The organism is Arthrobacter sp. UYCu723, from assembly GCF_054059215.1.
Genome location: NZ_JBSSBW010000001.1, coordinates 3,501,388 through 3,517,166 on the forward strand (window position 1 = coordinate 3,501,388; position 15,779 = coordinate 3,517,166).

The window sequence follows — 15,779 nt, forward strand, 5'->3', positions numbered from 1 at the left end:
GCGCCTTAGCCGCGCTCGGCCTTCCGCATCTGGTGCTGCAGCACCTTGGACTGCACGGCGCCCTTGACCTTGTTCTTCAGGTCGGTCGGGACCCTGATCATGCCCTCCTGCGCCACCGTGGCCACGTGCCGGCCGTCGCGGCTGAAGATTTTGCCCGTCGCCAGTCCGCGGGCACCCTGGGCGCTGGGGGACTCCTGGACGTACAGCAGCCACTCGTCAACGCGGACGGGGCGGTGCCACCACATGGCGTGATCCAGGCTGGCCACGGACATCCCCGGCGTAATCCAGCTCATGCCGTGCTGGCGGAGGACGGACTCCAGGATGGTGTAGTCGCTCGCGTAGGCCAGGGCCGAGCGGTGCAGTTCCGGGTCATCAGGCATCGGGCCGAACGTCTTCATCCAGACGGCGTTGCGCGGCTCCTTGTCCCCCTTGGCCGAGACGTAGAGGGCCGGATCGACGTGGCGGATGTCGAAGGGGCGCTCATAGGCCCAGTGCCGGGCCACCGGGTGGTCATACTTGCCGAGCAGGTCGGCCGTGCTGGGCAGCGACTCCGGGTCCGGAATCCCCGACGGCATTTCGGACTGGTGCTCGATGCCCTCGTCCTCGGTCTGGAACGACGCGATCATCGACAGGATGGGCATGCCCTCCTGGTAGGCGTGGACCCGCCGCGCCGAAAAGGACCGCCCGTCCCGCAACCGCTGGACACCGAAGGTGATCGGTTTGTTGGCATCGCCCGGGCGCAGGAAGTAGCCGTGCATGGAGTGCACGCCGCGTCCCGGCTCAACGGTGCGGCTCCCTGCCACCAGGGACTGCGCCAGCACCTGCCCGCCGAAGACGCGCTGCCGTGGCTGCTGCTGCGAGGGTCCCATGAAGATGTCCTCGTCGGTCCGGGCACCCTCCAGCTCACCAAGGTCCAGGAGCTGGATGAGCGAGGAGGTGGGGTCCTGGGTGGGCAGCCCCTGCAATCCGGCGTCGGCGTCAGTCATGGTCTGACTCTAGACGTCACCCCGGCACCGCTCAAAAGAGGCACAGCCGGTAGAGTCCATATTGTGTCTGACGTCCTAACCCAGCCCCTGCAGTTCACCGATCCCCGAGACCTTGCCGACCTGCGCACCTTCGCCGCCCGTGCCAAGTCGATCGACGACGGCGCCATCCGGCTCCAGGCTTCCGGCCCGGTGCTGGGCCGCCTACGTGTGTGTGCTGCGGCCGCGGCTGCTGGGGGAATCCACCCCCACCATCCTTGGCCTGCGGACCATGGCGCTGGCGCAGCCTGCCGAGACCGACATGACGGTGCCGCTGTCGGCGGTGCTGGACCGGCTGGCGCGGGCGGGGGAGAACGACGTCGAGCTGCCGCTGCCGCCGGTGACCGTCACCGAGTCCTGGGCGGGCGTGGGCGCACCCCGGGGCGGCTGGGAGCTGGTGGGCACCCTGCAGGATTCGGCCCTGCGGCAGTCGGCCGAGGCCGGCATCACCGAGGTCGCCGCCATCATGCCGGACAAGCCCGGCGCACTGATCGTCAACAACGCCCGCGCCGCGGTCTGGGGCAGGGAACTCCCCGGCGGGGCCGGACTCCCGGCAGGTGCTGCGTTCGCGGCGCTCACCCTGGGTTTCCTGGCCGACGGCGAACAGCAGCTGTACCGTGCCGGACGCTGGTTCCGGCTCAGCGGCAGCCGCGGGCACGTCCTGGCCCGGACCGGCTCCGGGCTCTGACCCGGAATCGCGTTAACCCGCCGCCGGGCAGCGGGCCCTGGTCAGGGGCCGGACGGGCTGTTCACCATGGAAAGGGCAGCCCGCTCCATGTAGTCCCAGAGCGTCCCCTCGTACAGCGGCGGGAGTTCCAACGCGTCCACCGCGGTCCGCATATGATGCAGCCAGCGCTCCTTGGCCTCAGGCGTCACCCGGAAGGGCTGGTGCCGCATCCGCAGCCGCGGGTGCCCGCGTTCCTCGCCGTATGTCGTCGGCCCGCCCCAGTATTGCTCGAGGAACATCAGGAACCGCCGCTTGGCGGGGCCGAGATCCTCTTCCGGGTACATTTCCCGTAACAGCGGATCCGTCGCGACGCCGTCGTAGAACACGTCGATCAGCTTCACGAAGGTCTCGTGCCCGCCGACGGCGTCATAGAAGTTGTCGGTGTACCCGGGCTGGCTGAACGGGTCGTTCTGCATCAGCTGCTTGGGCTGCCGGGGTTCGCCGGCGATGGGGATCGTCATTTCATTCTCCGGCTTTCTGCTGGGGTGCCGCCCCGGCGTCGGGAGCGTCCGCCTGTTCCTCGGCGGGAGGGACATAGGTGCCCTGGGAACGGTTGCCCACACGCAGGATCTCGCCGTTGCGCAGGTACCAGATGGCGCCGTCCTCCGCGCGGACGCGGGTGATCCGGAGGCCCATGGCCTCCACCTCGCCGACGACTTCGCTGGTCTCGATGACGTCGCCGATCCCGTACTGGTCCTCAAGGGTGATGAAGATGCCGGCCAGGAAGTCGCGGATCAGCTGCTGGGCGCCGAAGCCGATGGCGATACCAAGGATTCCGACGCTGGTGAGCAGCGGCGCGATGTCCACATTCAGGTTCTTGAGTACGTACATGATGGTGATGACCGCGACCAGGACGCCGACCACACTGTTGAGCAGCGAGCCGATGGTGTTGGCCCGCTGGACCCGGCGTTCGTGGTCCAGGGCACGCAGTGCCGGTGCCACCCAGCGGAAGTGCGGTTTCTTGAAGAAAGTGGTTCCGGCGGCGACGCGTTTGGTGATGCCCACGATGACAAAGGACGCCCCCAGCCAGATGGCGACGCCGAGCCCGATGCTGATGAGGACTCCGGGCAGGTTGATGGCCGAGATATCCGGAGGGGTGATGGGGGTGGTCGTGGACAGGCCGTACATCGTCTGGGGGTGCTCCTTGCTGCTGCGCTGGGGCGCTCTGCTGCCGTTCGGCGTTCGCCGGGCGCATAACGCTCTGTTCACTTTCAACATTAGCGCCGTAGCGTAGCCGCATGCGCATTCTGGTCCTTGGCGGTACGGCCTTCCTCTCTGCTGAAATAGCCCGGCAGGCCCTTGTGGCCGGGCACGACGTCACCTGCCTGGCGCGCGGGACTGTTTCCGCGCCGCCGGACGGCGCGGCCTGGCTGCGGGCAGACCGCGCCCAGGGGAAGACCGCCTATGCGGGGGCAGCGGCCGCCGCTGGGAGGGACACCGCTGGGAGGGACACAGCTGGGAGGGATACAGCGGGGTGGGACGCCGTCGTCGAGGTCTCCCGGGATCCCGGGCAGGCGCGCGAGGCGCTTGAGGTGCTGGCTGGCTCCGCCCGGCACTGGACCTTCATCTCCAGCTGCTCCGTGTATGCCGACCACTCGGTGGCCGGCGCGGCGGAGGACGCCGCGGTATTGCCCCCGCTGGCTGCCGGCGCCGTGCTGACCATGGACACCTACGGCGAAGCCAAGTCCGCAATCGAACAATGGACCCAGGAACTGGCCGGGGACAAGGCCCACATCTGCCGCGCCGGGCTGATCGGCGGACCCGGTGACGGCTCGGACCGCTACGGCTACTGGCCGGCCCGCTTCGCCCGGGACGCGGAGCCCGTCCTGGTCCCGGACATCCCCACCGACGCCACCCAGATCATCGACGTCCGCGACCTTGCAGGCTGGGTCCTGGCTGCAGCGGAGACCGGCGTCACCGGAGCGCTCAACGCCGTGGGCGAGATAGTGCCGTTTGCCGCGTACCTCGAAGAAGCCCGGCAGCTCACCGACGGTGAAGCGGAGGTAGTGGCCGTCCCGGGCGAGTGGCTGGCCGAGCACGGCGCCAACTACTGGGCCGGACCGGACTCGCTGCCCCTCTGGCTGCCGCCCGGACAGGACGGCTTTATGGCCCGCGGCAATGACGCCGCCCGCGCGGCCGGGCTTCAAATCCGCCCGTGGATGGACACCCTGCGGGACACCCTGGCGGATGAACGCAGCCGCGGGCTCGGCCGGGAGCGCAGGGCCGGGCTCAGCCCGGAGGCCGAGCGCCGGCTCCTGACCGAGTACCGGGCAGAGTTCGGCTGAAGGGCTCAGCCCTCCGGGTTCTGAACCGCGGCGGTGGGCTCATGGAGCACCGGGAAGTTCACGCTCCTGGCGATGAAGCAGACCTTGTTGGCTTCGGTGTGCAGCTGCCCCAGCAGCTCATCGGAGACCGGGGCGGCAGTCGTCACCCGGGGCTTGAGCGTGACCGACTCGAACTGGCCGCTTCCGTCCCGGCTGGTCCGCATCAGCCCCTCGGCCCGGTCCTCGTACGCGGTGACCACCACGCCGTGCTTCACCGCCACATGCAGGAAGGACAACATGTGGCACTGGGAGAGCGCCGCCAGGAGCAGCTGCTCCGGGTTATAGCGGTTCCGGTCGCCGTGGAACGTCGGATCCGCGGAGCCCGGCAGGACCGGGAGACCCGGGATCTCGACGTCGTGGTCCCTGGAATAGCCCCGGTACGACGCTGTCCCCTTGCCCAGGTTGCCGGTCCAGCGGACCGTTAACGCATAACGGTGCTCGTCGAGGCTCATGCGTCGACGTCCGCCTGGCGGGCCCGCAGGGCGCGGGCCACGCCGTCGCGGTTCTCCAGCATCATCCGCCGCAGCGCCGTGCTGTCTTCCGGCAGCGAGGCCAGGAACTCATCCGTGCGGTCCACGGTGGCCTGCGTGGTCAGCTGCGCCGGGTAGAGCCCGACGACGATCTGCTGCGCCAGCGCGTGCGTGCGGCCCCTGACGATGCCCGGGACGGCCTCGAAGTACTTCTCGGCATAGGGCGCCAGCAGGGCGGTGTCCAGCACCCGGGTGAAGCCGGTGACGGCCGAGCCCTGGAGGGCGTTGGACAGCTCGCCCTTGACCACAATCGACTCCCAGGCCGCGGCCTTGGCCTCGGCGGTGGGGATGGCAGCCTTGGCAAGGGCGGCCGCGTTCTGTCCGGTGGCGGTGTTGTCGTGTTCCAGTTCCGCGTCGATCCGGTCCCGGCCGGCACGGCCCCCGGTGACGAGGGATGCGATCAGTTCCCAGCGGAGGTCCTGGTCCACGGTGAGGCCACCCAGGGTCAGGGTGCCCTCCAGCAGGCCGGACACGGTGTCCAGCTGCCCGGCGCTGCGGGCCAGCAGGGCGTAAGACTTCACGAACTGCAGCTGCGCGTCGGAGCCGGCCGGGACACTGGAGGCGAGCTCCCAGAGCCGGTCGGCCGCGGCGGCCGCGGTGGCTTCCTTGTGCGCCTCGGCCACATAGAAGTTCAGTGTGGTGGCGAGCTGGCGGAGCTGGACCAGGATCACGGAGGAATCGGATTCCTCGGCAATGTTGGCCAGGATCAGTTCCACGTAGCCGCGGGCCGGGGTTTCGCCGTCCCGGGCCGCATCCCAGGCCGAGCCCCACACGAGGGTGCGGGGGAGGCTCTGGCTGAAGTCCTTGAGGTGCGCCGTGGCCGTCGCGAGCGACTTCGGGTCCAGCCGGACCTTGGCGTAGGCGAGATCGTCGTCGTTGAGCAGGATCAGGTCCGGCTGCGAGAGTCCGGCCAGCGCCGGGACTAGAGTGCGCTCGCCGTCGACGTCGAGCTCCTCGCGGTGGACGCGCTCCAGCTTCCCCGCGGCGGTGAGGTTGTAGAAGCCGACGGCGAGGCGGTGCGGGCGGATGGTGGGCTGGTCTTCCGTGGCGGACTGCACGATGGTGAAGGAGGAGATCCTCCCGTCCTCGCCCACGGCCAGTTCTGGCTCGAGGGTGTTGACACCGGCGGTCTCCAGCCAGAGCCGGCCCCACTGGTCCAGATCCCGGCCGCTGGCCTTCTCGAGTTCGGCCATCAGGTCGCTCAGCTCGGTGTTCTGCCAGGCGTGCTTGCTGAAGTATTCGCGGACGCCGGCCATGAATTCTTCCGGGCCCACCCAGGCAACGAGCTGGCGCAGCACCGACGCGCCCTTGGCGTAGGTGATGCCGTCGAAGTTCACCTCGACGTCCTGCAGGTCGTTGATCTCGGCAAAGATCGGGTGCGTTGTGGGCAGCTGGTCCTGCCGGTAGGCCCAGGACTTCTCCACCGAGGCGAACGTGGTCCATGCGTGGTCGAACGTTGTGTTCTCCACGGCGGCCAGGTGGGACATGTACTCGGCAAAGGATTCGTTCAGCCAGAGGTCGTTCCACCAGCGCATCGTCACGAGGTCCCCGAACCACATGTGCGCGAGCTCGTGCAGCACCGTGATGGCGCGTCGCTCCACCTGCGCATCGGTGACCTTGCTGCGGAACACGTACCCCTCCAGGATGGTGACGGCTCCGGCGTTCTCCATGGCCCCGGCGTTGAACTCCGGCACGAAAAGCTGGTCGTACTTCTCGAACGGGTACGGGCAGCCGAACTGCGCCTCGAAGAACTCGAAGCCCTGGCGGGTGAGCTCGAAAATGTTGTCCGCATCCAGGTACTTCATGAGGGACTTGCGGGCGAAGATGCCCAGCGGGGTGACCTTGCCGTTGGCGGAGGTGACCTCGCTGCGGACCGACTGGTACGGCCCGGCGATCAGGGCCGTGACGTAGGAGGAGAGCGGCGGCGTCGGGGTGAATTCCCAGACGGACCGCGCGCCGCCGTCCACGCCGGGAATGGTCTCGACCGGCACCGGGGTGGGGGAGTTGGAGATGAGGTCCCAGTGCGAGGGCGCTGTAACGGTGAAGGTGAAGCTTGCCTTGAGGTCGGGCTGCTCGAAGACGGCGAACATCCGCCTGGAATCGGGGACCTCGAACTGGGTGTAGAGGTAGACCTCGTTGTCCACCGGGTCCACGAAGCGGTGCAGGCCCTCGCCGGTGTTCATGTACGGGGCGTCCGCCACGACCAGCAGATTGTTCTCGGCGGCCAGCTCGGGCAGTTGGATCCGGATGCCGTCCGAGACCTCCGCCGGATCAAGCTCGCGCCCGTTGAGGGTCACGCTGTGCACGGCGTGCGTCACGGCGTCGATGAAGGTCGAGGACCCTGGCGTGGCCGAGAACTTCACGGCGGTGGTGGAGCCGAAGAACTTCTCGCCGCGCGTCAGGTCAAGGCTGACCTCGTAGGATTCGACGGCGATCAGTTCGGCGCGCTCGCGTGCTTCGGCGCGCGTCAGGTTCATACCGGGCAAAGTGGGGCCTCCAGAAAGTATCAGCGTTAACGTGAAATTATTCTTTCACGTCAGCGCCGCTTGGCAAGTTGCGTGAATCACATGTCTGCCTGCAGCCCCCGCGGTAGCGTTGGGGAGCGGTAGCCTCGGGGAGCGGTAGCGTTGGGGATATGGGAAAGCTCCGGGATTCCGTCGACGCCAGGGCACTGCGCTTCGCAGTGGGCTTTCCCTTGATGCTCGCAGCCGCGTTTGTGGTCTGCGCCTTCCTGATCCGCTCCGATTTGCCCGATCCGCTGGCCGTCCGCTGGGACCAGGGCGGCGCCGCGGACTTTGCCCCCTTCGTAGCTGTCGTGGGGGTCGGTGCGGCGATGATCGTGCTGATCGGCTGGGCCGTGCTGGTGCAGGCGGTGCCGCTCTCCCGTCCGGCGGTGATGCGCCGGATCATGATGGGAGCTGGCCTGTCGATGAGCCTCTTCGTCACCACAGTCCTCGCCGCCGTGCTCGTCGGCCAGCTTGGCCTGGCGGACGCGAGGGAGTCCCGGGTGGACGTCGCCGTGCTGGCCATGGGCAGCGGTGCGGCCCTGGGCCTGGGCTTTGTGATGGGCTTCGTCTTCAAGGCGGACGAACGCTGGTCCACGGATGATGACCGTGCCATGCGGGAGGCCCTGCAGCGTGAAGTTGACCCTGAACTGGCCCGGGACTCCCTGAGCCTGTGGGTCCACGCCCGCAGTTCGGTCTTCGTGATGCTCGGGATTGCCACCCTGCTGCCCGCCGCCCTCCTGACCATCGCAGTGCCTTGGCTGGCCGCGGTTCTCGTGGCGCTGGCCCTGTTCGCCGCCGCATTCCTGTTCGCCCGCATCCGGGTGGACCGCAGCGGCCTCCGGGTCTTCGCCGCGGGATTCGTGCGGGTCATGGACGTTCCCGCCGCCGCCATCGACGCAGCAACGCCGAAAGAGGTCAGGGCCGCCGACTATGGCGGCCTGGGCTACCGGAGCCAAGGCACCACCACGGCACTGCTGGTCAGCAGCGGCCCCGCCGTCGTCGTCGTCCGCTCCGACGGACGGAAACTGACGGTCAGCGGCGGCAGCGCCGCGACGGCGGATAACGTCGCGCAAGCCCTGTCCAGGGTGGCGGCACGGGCGCGCCGCGGTGGCGAAACCGCCGAGCTATGACCGGTTTGTGAAGACCGGTCTCCCGGCCTGCGGGCCGCCGGGCCTGCCGGCCTCCGGCGCCCTAGTAGGCTAGGAAGCAGCCCCAAGACCCGCTCCGGCAGCTCGTTTTCCCTCACCGACCTGCCCCCAACTGAACGGATACGCCGTGACCCCAACTGATCTCCCGCGCGTGCACATCGCCACGGACCACGCCGGAATGGAACTCAGCGCCCACCTGGTGAGCCACCTCAGTGCCAAGGGATACGACGTGATCGACCACGGCCCCGAGGCCTACGACGCCCAGGATGACTACCCCTCCTTCTGCATCAACGCCGCGCTCGCCGTCGTGGCCGACCAGGAAGCCGGGAACAACGCCCTCGGGATCGTCCTCGGCGGATCCGGCAACGGGGAGCAGATCGCCGCCAACAAGGTCAAGGGCATCCGGGCCGCGCTGGCCTGGAACCTATCCACCGCCAAACTGGCCCGGGAACACAACGACGCCAACGTCGTCGCCGTCGGCGGCCGCCAGCACAGCGTCGAGGAGGCCACGGCCATCATCGAGGCTTTCCTGGCGGAGCCCTTCAGTAACGACCAGCGCCACGTCCGCCGGATCGGCAAGATCGCCACGTACGAGCGCACGGGCGAGGTCCTCGAGTAGTGCCGGAAGGGCACTCCGTCCACCGGCTGGCGCGCCAGTTCGGGGACGTCTTCACGGGGGAGCGGCTCGCCGTCTCGAGCCCGCAGGGAAGGTTCGTGCAGGGCGCGGCGCTGCTGGACGGCCACGTCCTGACCGGTTCAGTCGCGCACGGGAAGCACCTCTTCCTGGCGTTCGAGCACGGTCTGCTGCTCCACGTCCATCTGGGCCTCTACGGCGCCTGGGACTTCGGCGGGGACGCCACCTTCCGCGGCGCCTCCAGCATCGGCGCACCCCGGAAGGTGGGGGAGCGGGAAGTCTACTCCGCCGTCGGTGGGGACGCTGCCGGTGCGGACGCACCCGCCGGCTCCGGGCCTGACAGCTACGACGGTCCCCCAGACCCTGTCGGTGCCGTGCGCGTGCGGCTCGCCGGCACCCATGGCTGGGCCGACCTCCGGGGAGCGACCACCTGCGAGACGATCATCGAGGCGGAGGCCGAGGCCGTGATGGCGCGGCTGGGCCCGGACCCGCTGCGCAACCGGTCCGGCGACCGGGACGCCTTCGTCGCCGGGATTCTTGCCAGGCGCACGCCCCTGGCGGCGCTGCTGATGGACCAGAAGGTGATTGCCGGCGTCGGCAACGTCTACCGTGCCGAACTGCTCTTCCGCCAGCGCCTTGACCCCTGGCTGACCGGAAAGGCGCTGCCCGCGGAGGCCGCGGAGCTGCTCTGGGATGACACCGTCGCCATGATGTCCGACGGCGTCCGCGACGGCCGGATCATCACCACACCGCCGCGCTATTGGGGCGGGACCGGCTGGAGCGGGAGCGGCGCCACAGAACCGGCCGGCGGACTGCCGGCCCCGGAGGTATCACACTTCGTCTACCGGCGGCAGGGCCTCGACTGCCGCGACTGCGGGACCCCGGTGGCAATCACGGAACTCGGCGCCCGGAAACTCTACTGGTGCCCCGGCTGCCAGCAGGCCTGACCAGCAGCCGGGCCAGAAGGCCAGGCCAGCAGGCACAAAAGAGCCCCTCCGGAGAGGGGCTCTTGAGGATCCTGCGGTGGATTTGCGTCCTGCATTGGAGGGGACGACGGGAATCGAACCCGCATCATCAGTTTGGAAGACTGAGGCTTTACCACTAAGCTACGTCCCCGGGAACTTGCCTGAGCCATCCTGCAACTTTCCGGGCGGCTGTTGAAGCCGGATACAACTAAACCTAATTCAGGGCCCCGGTGTCAAATGTGCAAATCAGCACAGTATGACCGTAGACTGTTCTGTGCATTACGGGGTGTAGCTCAGCTTGGCTAGAGCACCTGCTTTGGGAGCAGGAAGTCGCAGGTTCAAATCCTGTCACCCCGACTCTGCAGGAACCGCCAGAACGTGGCAAAGGCAGATCCCCACCCCCTAAAACCAGGAGTACTTAGACTGTGAAGAGCGCTGTCGAGAACCTCACCCCCACGCGGGTCAAGCTCAATGTTGAGGTCCCCTTTGAGGAATTGAAGCCCAGCATCGCAGAGGCATACAAGACTGTTGCTTCCCAGATCCAGGTCCCGGGTTTCCGCAAGGGCAAGGTCCCCTCCAAGCTCATCGACCAGCGCGTCGGCCGCGGCTATGTGCTGGAGACTGCCATCAACGAAGGCCTCAACGGCTGGTACCAGGCCGCCGTGCAGGAAACCGGCATCCGCCCGCTGAGCCGTCCCGAGGTTGAAATCACCGAGGTCCCGGACCCCACCGCCACCGACGGTGAACTCAAGTTCCACGCCGAGGTCGACATCCGCCCCGAGATCGAACTGCCTGACTACGCCGGCATCAAGGTTGAGGTTGCCGCCGCCGAGTCCACCGACTCCGACGTCGACACGGCCCTGGACGAGCTCCGCGGCCGCTTCGGCACGCTGAAGTCCGTCGACCGCCCGGCGGCCGACAAGGACTTCCTCACCATCGACATCACCGCCACCATCGACGGAGCCGAGGTTGACTCCGCCTCGGGCCTGTCCTACCAGGTCGGCGCCGGCACCATGCTGGAAGGCCTCGATGAGGCCGTCACCGGCCTGAGCGCCGACGATGACGCCATCTTCGACACCACCCTCGTCGGCGGCGACCACGCCGGTGAGTCCGCACAGGTGAAGGTGGTCGTCAAGTCCGTCAAGGAGCGCGAGCTGCCCGAAGCTGACGATGACTTCGCCCAGCTGGCGTCCGAGTTCGACACGCTCGCCGAGCTCCGCGAAGACCTCGCCAAGCAGGCCTCCGAATCGAAGGTTGTCGAGCAGGGCGTAGAGGCCCGCGACAAGGTCCTGGACAAGCTCGTTGAGCTCGTCGAGGTCCCCGTTCCGGCCTCCGTCGTCGACGAGCAGCTCGAGCAGCACTTCAACGCCGAGAACGCCCACGGTGAAGGCGAGCACGACACCGAGGAGCACCGCGCCGAGGTCAAGGCCAACACCGAGCGTGCCTTCCAGAACGAGATCATCCTTGACGCCATCGCCGAAAAGGAAGAAGTCAATGTCAGCCAGAACGAGCTGATCGACTACATCGTCACCACCGCCAGCCAGTACGGCATGGACCCGAACCAGTTCGCCCAGATCATCGATCAGAGCGGCCAGGTCCCCATGATGGTTTCCGAGGTCCGCCGCCGCAAGGCATTGGCCGTGGTCCTGGGCCAGGCCGAGGTCACCGACTCCGAGGGCAACAAGGTTGACCTCAGCGACTTCGTCCGCCCCGGCGGCGAGGAGGTCCCTGTTGAGGCAGCTGCCGGGACTGACGCAGAGGCCGAAGCCGAGGTCGCGAACGAGGCTTCCGAGGAAGCAGCGGCCACCGAGACCGCGAAGAACGACGACCCGGCAGCTGTGAAGTTCTAACAGCAGCCAGGCAGTACTGGCAGCCCCTGGATCAGCGATCCGGGGGCTGCCGCATTTAAGCCCTGCGCTTCACGCCTGCGGGACTCCGCGGACCCGCCCCCGGCAATCGTGCGCCGTCAGCGAACAGCCCTGCGCCTGCGAACAAAGCAGGCGCGAAAACGGTTAGTGTCGCTGTAGGAAAGTTCAGTGACGTCGTCCAGTGGCGTCACCGTCGCCAGCGAGAGGTAAGTACATATGTCACAGCAAGCAGGGGCACCCCGGATGGCGACCGTCGATCCGGCAGCCCAGGATAACTACATTTACAACCGCCTGCTGAAAGAGCGCATCATCTGGCTCGGCTCCGAGGTCCGCGACGAGAACGCCAACGCGATCTGCTCGCAGCTGCTGCTGCTCTCGGCGGAGAATCCCGAAAAGGACATCTACCTTTACATCAACTCACCCGGCGGCTCCGTCACCGCCGGCATGGCCATCTACGACACCATGCAATTCATCCCGAATGACGTCGTCACCGTAGCCACCGGCCTCGCAGCCTCCATGGGTCAGTTCCTGCTCTCCTCCGGCACCAAGGGCAAGCGCTACGCCACCCCCAATGCCCGCATCCTGATGCACCAGCCCTCCGGCGGCATCGGCGGCACGGCCTCGGACATCAAGATTCAGGCCGAGCTGATCCTGCACATGAAGAAGGTCATGGCCGAACTGACCGCAGACCAGACCGGCCAGACGGTTGAGACCATCCTCAAGGACAACGACCGCGACAAGTGGTTCACCGCGAAGGACGCCCTCGATTACGGCTTCTTCGACAAGATCGCCGCGCACGCGGGCTCCGTGGCCGGCGGCGGCGGAACCAACGCCAACGGCAATAGCGCCGGCGCCGGCACTGGCATTGACACTGCCACGGGCATTGACGCAGCCACCGAGAACTGACCGGCACGTAGACAGAAATGAATTCAGGAGCAATGAACATGAACTACAATTTCGGATCGACTGCCGGTAACCTGCCGAGCAGCCGTTACGTGCTGCCGCAGTTCGAAGAGCGCACCCCCTACGGCTTCAAGCGCCAGGACCCGTACACCAAGCTGTTCGAGGACCGCATCATTTTCCTGGGCGTCCAGGTCGACGACGCCTCGGCTGACGACGTCATGGCGCAGCTGCTGGTGCTCGAGTCCACGGACCCGGACCGCGACATCACGCTCTACATCAACTCCCCGGGTGGTTCCTTCACCGCCATGACAGCGATCTACGACACCATGACGTACATCCGGCCGGAGATCCAGACCGTGTGCCTCGGCCAGGCCGCCAGCGCCGCCGCCGTGCTCCTTGCGGCCGGCACGCCGGGCAAGCGCCTGGCCCTGCCCAATGCCCGTGTGCTGATCCACCAGCCCTCATTGTCCGGCGGACAGGGCGGACAGGCCTCCGACCTGGAGATCCAGGCCGCCGAGGTCATGCGGATGCGGTCCTGGCTCGAAGACACCCTGGCCAAGCACTCCGGCCGGACCCCCGAGCAGGTCAATAACGACATCGAGCGGGACAAGATCCTCACCGCAGCCGAGGCCATGCAGTACGGCCTGATTGACCAGGTCCTCGATTCACGCAAGATGAAGCCCCAGGCGATCACCGCCAGGCAATAGGCAATCCACGACGCCGGTGCGGCTCACCACAAATGGCCGCACCGGCGTCGGGTATCCACCCAACAGGCCGAAAGTGACCTAGAGTGGAACCTGTCACAGGCACCAGCACGATACTAAAGGGGTTCACATATGGCTCGGATTGGCGAGAGCACCGATCTGCTGAAGTGTTCTTTCTGCGGGAAGAGCCAGAAGCAGGTCCGGAAGCTCATTGCCGGGCCCGGCGTCTACATCTGCGATGAGTGCATTGAACTCTGCAACGAGATCATTGAAGAAGAACTCGCGGAAGTCGCCGATCTGGGCAGTTTCGAACTGCCCAAGCCCCGCGAAATCTTTGACTTCCTGCAGGAGTACGTGATCGGCCAGGAGCCCGCCAAGCGTTCGCTCGCCGTGGCGGTCTACAACCACTACAAGCGCATCCAGGCCGGGCACGCCCCCAAAAGCGGAAGCCTCGCCGAGGGCGGTCACCACGACGACGTCGAGATCGCCAAGTCCAACATCCTCCTGATCGGCCCCACCGGCTGCGGCAAGACGTACCTGGCCCAGACCCTGGCCCGGCGCCTCAACGTCCCCTTCGCCGTCGCCGATGCGACGGCCCTGACCGAAGCCGGCTACGTGGGCGAGGACGTGGAGAACATCCTCCTGAAACTCATCCAGGCTGCCGACTACGACGTCAAGAAGGCCGAGCAGGGCATCATCTACATCGACGAGATCGACAAGATCTCGCGCAAGAGCGAGAACCCCTCCATCACCCGGGACGTTTCGGGCGAGGGCGTACAGCAGGCGCTGCTGAAGATCCTCGAAGGCACTGTCGCCTCGGTCCCGCCGCAGGGCGGACGCAAGCACCCGCACCAGGAATTCATCCAGATCGACACCACCAATGTGCTCTTCATCGTGGCCGGCGCCTTTGCCGGGCTCGAGGAGATCATCGGTTCACGCTCCGGACGGAAGGGCATCGGCTTCGGCGCCCCGCTCCACGAGGCCAAGAACAACGCGGACTCCTACGGCGAGGTCATGCCGGAGGATCTGCTGAAGTTTGGGCTCATTCCGGAATTCATCGGCCGCCTTCCGGTGATCACCACAGTCTCCAACCTGGACCGTGCGGCGCTGATCCAGATCCTGTCCACGCCGAAGAACGCCCTCGTGAAGCAGTACCAGAAGATGTTTCAGCTCGACGGCGTCGAGCTGGTCTTTGAGGACGAGGCGCTCAACACGATTGCCGAGCAGGCACTCGAGCGCGGCACCGGAGCACGCGGGCTCCGTGCCATCATGGAGGAAGTCCTGCTGCCCGTGATGTTCGATCTGCCCAGCCGCGACGACGTCGCGAGCGTCGTGATCACTGAAGAGGTCGTCTCCAAGAAGACCGCGCCCACGATGATCGGCCACGACGTCAAGCGCCGCAAGTCCGCCTGACATACCTGCCTGAACACACTGCCTGATTCGGAATAATTTAGCGCCACGGGCCGCTGTCATGTGTTGATGCGCCTGTGCAATTGAGGTGCCGTTGAAGGTTGATGTGCCGCGGTGCAACTTCCCCTGACTTCCCTAAGGAGAACACCTGTGTCTGAAACCATGACCACCAAAGCCGATTTCTGGTTCGACCCGATGTGCCCCTTCGCCTGGGTCACCTCCCGCTGGATCGGTGAAGTGGAAGACGTCCGCGATATCAGCACCGACTGGCACGTCATGAGCCTCGCCGTGCTCAACGAGGGCCGCGACGAGCTCCCGGAGCAGTATAAGGAGTTCATGGCCAAGGCGTGGGCGCCGGTGCGGGTCATCGTTGCTGCCGCAGAAAAGCACGGCGCCGAGTACGTCAAGCCGCTCTACGACGCCATGGGCACCAAGATCCACAACGAGGGCAACGGCGACATCGCCGAAGTCATCTCCAAGTCCCTTGCGGAGGTGGGCCTGCCGGCGGAACTGGCTGCCGCCGGCCAGAGCGATGAATTCGATGCGCAGCTCCGCACCAGCCACGAGGTGGGCATCTCCCTGGTCGGCCAGGACGTGGGCACGCCCGTCGTCGCCTTCAACGGCACCGCCTTCTTCGGCCCTGTCCTGACCCGCATCCCGCGCGGCGAGGATGCCGGACGGCTGTGGGACGCCACCGTGACGCTGGCTTCCTTCCCGTACTTCTTCGAAATCAAGCGCAGCCGGACCGAAAGCCCGGTCTTCAACTGAACTACTCTGATGTAGTTCTCCCGGGGCCCTTGTGCAGGGGAACCCGGGGGAGAACAATAGGACTTACCCACTTCGCGAGAAGTGGGACGCAGGAACCAAAGATTCAGTGACACTCATCCGACGCAGCCTTCGGCAAAGTTAGATGATGGCTACCAGTGACGAGGTAGGAAGACCTGAAAATCCAAGGATCTTGCCAGATTATCTAAGACGTCACGTGATAATCGAAAGTCGAAGCCCCACCGACGGCAAAACGCTGATGGGGCTTCCCC

Annotated in this window: 14 protein-coding genes, 2 tRNA genes and 1 pseudogene; 11 read left to right on the forward strand and 6 right to left on the reverse strand. The window is 66.6% G+C overall.

Translation table 11 applies throughout. The features are described 5' to 3' along the window. Positions 1-5 precede the first annotated feature (5 nt). The gene (tesB, locus tag ACVWZ8_RS16415; protein WP_456505201.1) at positions 6-986 is read right to left on the reverse strand and encodes an acyl-CoA thioesterase II; all 981 of its coding nucleotides are present in this window, start codon (positions 984-986) and stop codon (positions 6-8) included. A 63-nt stretch (positions 987-1,049) separates the two neighbouring features. Between tesB and ACVWZ8_RS16420 the strand changes: the two are divergent. Then, positions 1,050-1,710, forward strand: a pseudogene (locus ACVWZ8_RS16420) (hypothetical protein). Between the two features lie 41 nt (positions 1,711-1,751). Here ACVWZ8_RS16420 and ACVWZ8_RS16425 read toward each other — a convergent pair. Both ACVWZ8_RS16425 and ACVWZ8_RS16430 read right to left on the reverse strand, forming a co-directional pair. Continuing rightward, a complete protein-coding gene (locus ACVWZ8_RS16425; protein WP_426978310.1) occupies positions 1,752-2,210 on the reverse strand; it encodes a globin in 459 nt (152 codons plus the stop codon). A 1-nt stretch (position 2,211) separates the two neighbouring features. Next, positions 2,212-2,877, reverse strand: a complete 666-nt coding sequence (locus tag ACVWZ8_RS16430) for a mechanosensitive ion channel family protein (RefSeq protein WP_426978309.1) — start codon at positions 2,875-2,877, stop codon at positions 2,212-2,214. A 110-nt stretch (positions 2,878-2,987) separates the two neighbouring features. On the opposite strand from ACVWZ8_RS16430, the gene ACVWZ8_RS16435 reads away from it, so the two are divergent. Beyond that, entirely contained in the window at positions 2,988-4,034 is a 1,047-nt protein-coding gene (locus tag ACVWZ8_RS16435) for an NAD-dependent epimerase/dehydratase family protein (RefSeq protein ID WP_456505202.1), read from the forward strand. A 5-nt stretch (positions 4,035-4,039) separates the two neighbouring features. On the opposite strand, the gene ACVWZ8_RS16440 is transcribed toward ACVWZ8_RS16435, so the two are convergent. Beyond that, entirely contained in the window at positions 4,040-4,525 is a 486-nt protein-coding gene (locus tag ACVWZ8_RS16440; protein WP_426978307.1) for an OsmC family protein, read from the reverse strand. Continuing rightward, positions 4,522-7,080 (reverse strand): aminopeptidase N, encoded by a 2,559-nt coding sequence (pepN, locus tag ACVWZ8_RS16445; protein ID WP_456505203.1) that lies wholly within the window; start codon positions 7,078-7,080, stop codon positions 4,522-4,524. The genes ACVWZ8_RS16440 and pepN overlap by 4 nt, the downstream gene beginning before the upstream one ends. Positions 7,081-7,238: 158 nt before the next feature. On the opposite strand from pepN, the gene ACVWZ8_RS16450 reads away from it, so the two are divergent. The 3 genes from ACVWZ8_RS16450 to ACVWZ8_RS16460 all read left to right on the forward strand — a co-directional run bounded on the left by ACVWZ8_RS16450 (position 7,239) and on the right by ACVWZ8_RS16460 (position 9,839). Then, positions 7,239-8,240: a hypothetical protein gene (locus ACVWZ8_RS16450; RefSeq protein WP_456505204.1), complete on the forward strand. Its 1,002-nt coding sequence runs from the start codon at positions 7,239-7,241 to the stop codon at positions 8,238-8,240. Positions 8,241-8,385: 145 nt separating this feature from the next. Then, positions 8,386-8,877, forward strand: a complete 492-nt coding sequence (locus ACVWZ8_RS16455) for a ribose-5-phosphate isomerase (RefSeq protein ID WP_456505205.1) — start codon at positions 8,386-8,388, stop codon at positions 8,875-8,877. Then, positions 8,877-9,839 carry an Fpg/Nei family DNA glycosylase gene (locus ACVWZ8_RS16460; RefSeq protein ID WP_456505206.1) on the forward strand — a complete coding sequence of 321 codons (963 nt, stop codon included), beginning with the start codon at positions 8,877-8,879 and terminating at the stop codon, positions 9,837-9,839. Before ACVWZ8_RS16455 ends, ACVWZ8_RS16460 begins: the two co-directional genes overlap by 1 nt. A 95-nt stretch (positions 9,840-9,934) precedes the next feature. On the opposite strand, the gene ACVWZ8_RS16465 is transcribed toward ACVWZ8_RS16460, so the two are convergent. Then, a tRNA-Gly gene (locus tag ACVWZ8_RS16465) sits at positions 9,935-10,008 on the reverse strand. A gap of 131 nt (positions 10,009-10,139) precedes the next feature. Between ACVWZ8_RS16465 and ACVWZ8_RS16470 the strand changes: the two genes are divergently transcribed. The 6 genes from ACVWZ8_RS16470 to ACVWZ8_RS16495 all read left to right on the forward strand — a co-directional run bounded on the left by ACVWZ8_RS16470 (position 10,140) and on the right by ACVWZ8_RS16495 (position 15,510). Further along, a tRNA-Pro gene (locus ACVWZ8_RS16470) sits at positions 10,140-10,214 on the forward strand. A 68-nt stretch (positions 10,215-10,282) separates the two neighbouring features. Further along, positions 10,283-11,707 carry a trigger factor gene (gene tig / locus ACVWZ8_RS16475; protein ID WP_426978302.1) on the forward strand — a complete coding sequence of 475 codons (1,425 nt, stop codon included), beginning with the start codon at positions 10,283-10,285 and terminating at the stop codon, positions 11,705-11,707. Positions 11,708-11,968: 261 nt separating this feature from the next. Then, positions 11,969-12,631, forward strand: coding sequence for an ATP-dependent Clp protease proteolytic subunit (locus ACVWZ8_RS16480; RefSeq protein WP_426979703.1), 663 nt, complete (start codon positions 11,969-11,971; stop codon positions 12,629-12,631). A gap of 38 nt (positions 12,632-12,669) precedes the next feature. Next, the gene (locus ACVWZ8_RS16485; protein ID WP_426978301.1) at positions 12,670-13,335 is read left to right on the forward strand and encodes an ATP-dependent Clp protease proteolytic subunit; all 666 of its coding nucleotides are present in this window, start codon (positions 12,670-12,672) and stop codon (positions 13,333-13,335) included. 129 nt (positions 13,336-13,464) lie between these two features. Beyond that, positions 13,465-14,745, forward strand: a complete 1,281-nt coding sequence (clpX, locus tag ACVWZ8_RS16490) for an ATP-dependent Clp protease ATP-binding subunit ClpX (RefSeq protein ID WP_456505207.1) — start codon at positions 13,465-13,467, stop codon at positions 14,743-14,745. A 159-nt stretch (positions 14,746-14,904) separates the two neighbouring features. Continuing rightward, on the forward strand, positions 14,905-15,510 hold the full coding sequence (locus ACVWZ8_RS16495; protein ID WP_426979702.1) for a mycothiol-dependent nitroreductase Rv2466c family protein: 606 nt from the start codon (positions 14,905-14,907) through the stop codon (positions 15,508-15,510). The last annotated feature ends 269 nt before the right edge of the window (positions 15,511-15,779 follow it).

Bases quoted from the DNA above. Each gene is read 5' to 3' on its own strand.
- tesB (WP_456505201.1), bottom strand. From the start codon at position 986: ATGACTGACGCCGACGCCGGATTGCAGGGGCTGCCCACCCAGGACCCC.
- ACVWZ8_RS16425 (WP_426978310.1), bottom strand. From the start codon at position 2,210: ATGACGATCCCCATCGCCGGCGAACCCCGGCAGCCCAAGCAGCTGATG.
- ACVWZ8_RS16430 (WP_426978309.1), bottom strand. From the start codon at position 2,877: ATGTACGGCCTGTCCACGACCACCCCCATCACCCCTCCGGATATCTCG.
- ACVWZ8_RS16435 (WP_456505202.1), top strand. From the start codon at position 2,988: ATGCGCATTCTGGTCCTTGGCGGTACGGCCTTCCTCTCTGCTGAAATA.
- ACVWZ8_RS16440 (WP_426978307.1), bottom strand. From the start codon at position 4,525: ATGAGCCTCGACGAGCACCGTTATGCGTTAACGGTCCGCTGGACCGGC.
- pepN (WP_456505203.1), bottom strand. From the start codon at position 7,080: ATGAACCTGACGCGCGCCGAAGCACGCGAGCGCGCCGAACTGATCGCC.
- ACVWZ8_RS16450 (WP_456505204.1), top strand. From the start codon at position 7,239: ATGGGAAAGCTCCGGGATTCCGTCGACGCCAGGGCACTGCGCTTCGCA.
- ACVWZ8_RS16480 (WP_426979703.1), top strand. From the start codon at position 11,969: ATGGCGACCGTCGATCCGGCAGCCCAGGATAACTACATTTACAACCGC.
- ACVWZ8_RS16485 (WP_426978301.1), top strand. From the start codon at position 12,670: ATGAACTACAATTTCGGATCGACTGCCGGTAACCTGCCGAGCAGCCGT.
- clpX (WP_456505207.1), top strand. From the start codon at position 13,465: ATGGCTCGGATTGGCGAGAGCACCGATCTGCTGAAGTGTTCTTTCTGC.
- ACVWZ8_RS16495 (WP_426979702.1), top strand. From the start codon at position 14,905: ATGACCACCAAAGCCGATTTCTGGTTCGACCCGATGTGCCCCTTCGCC.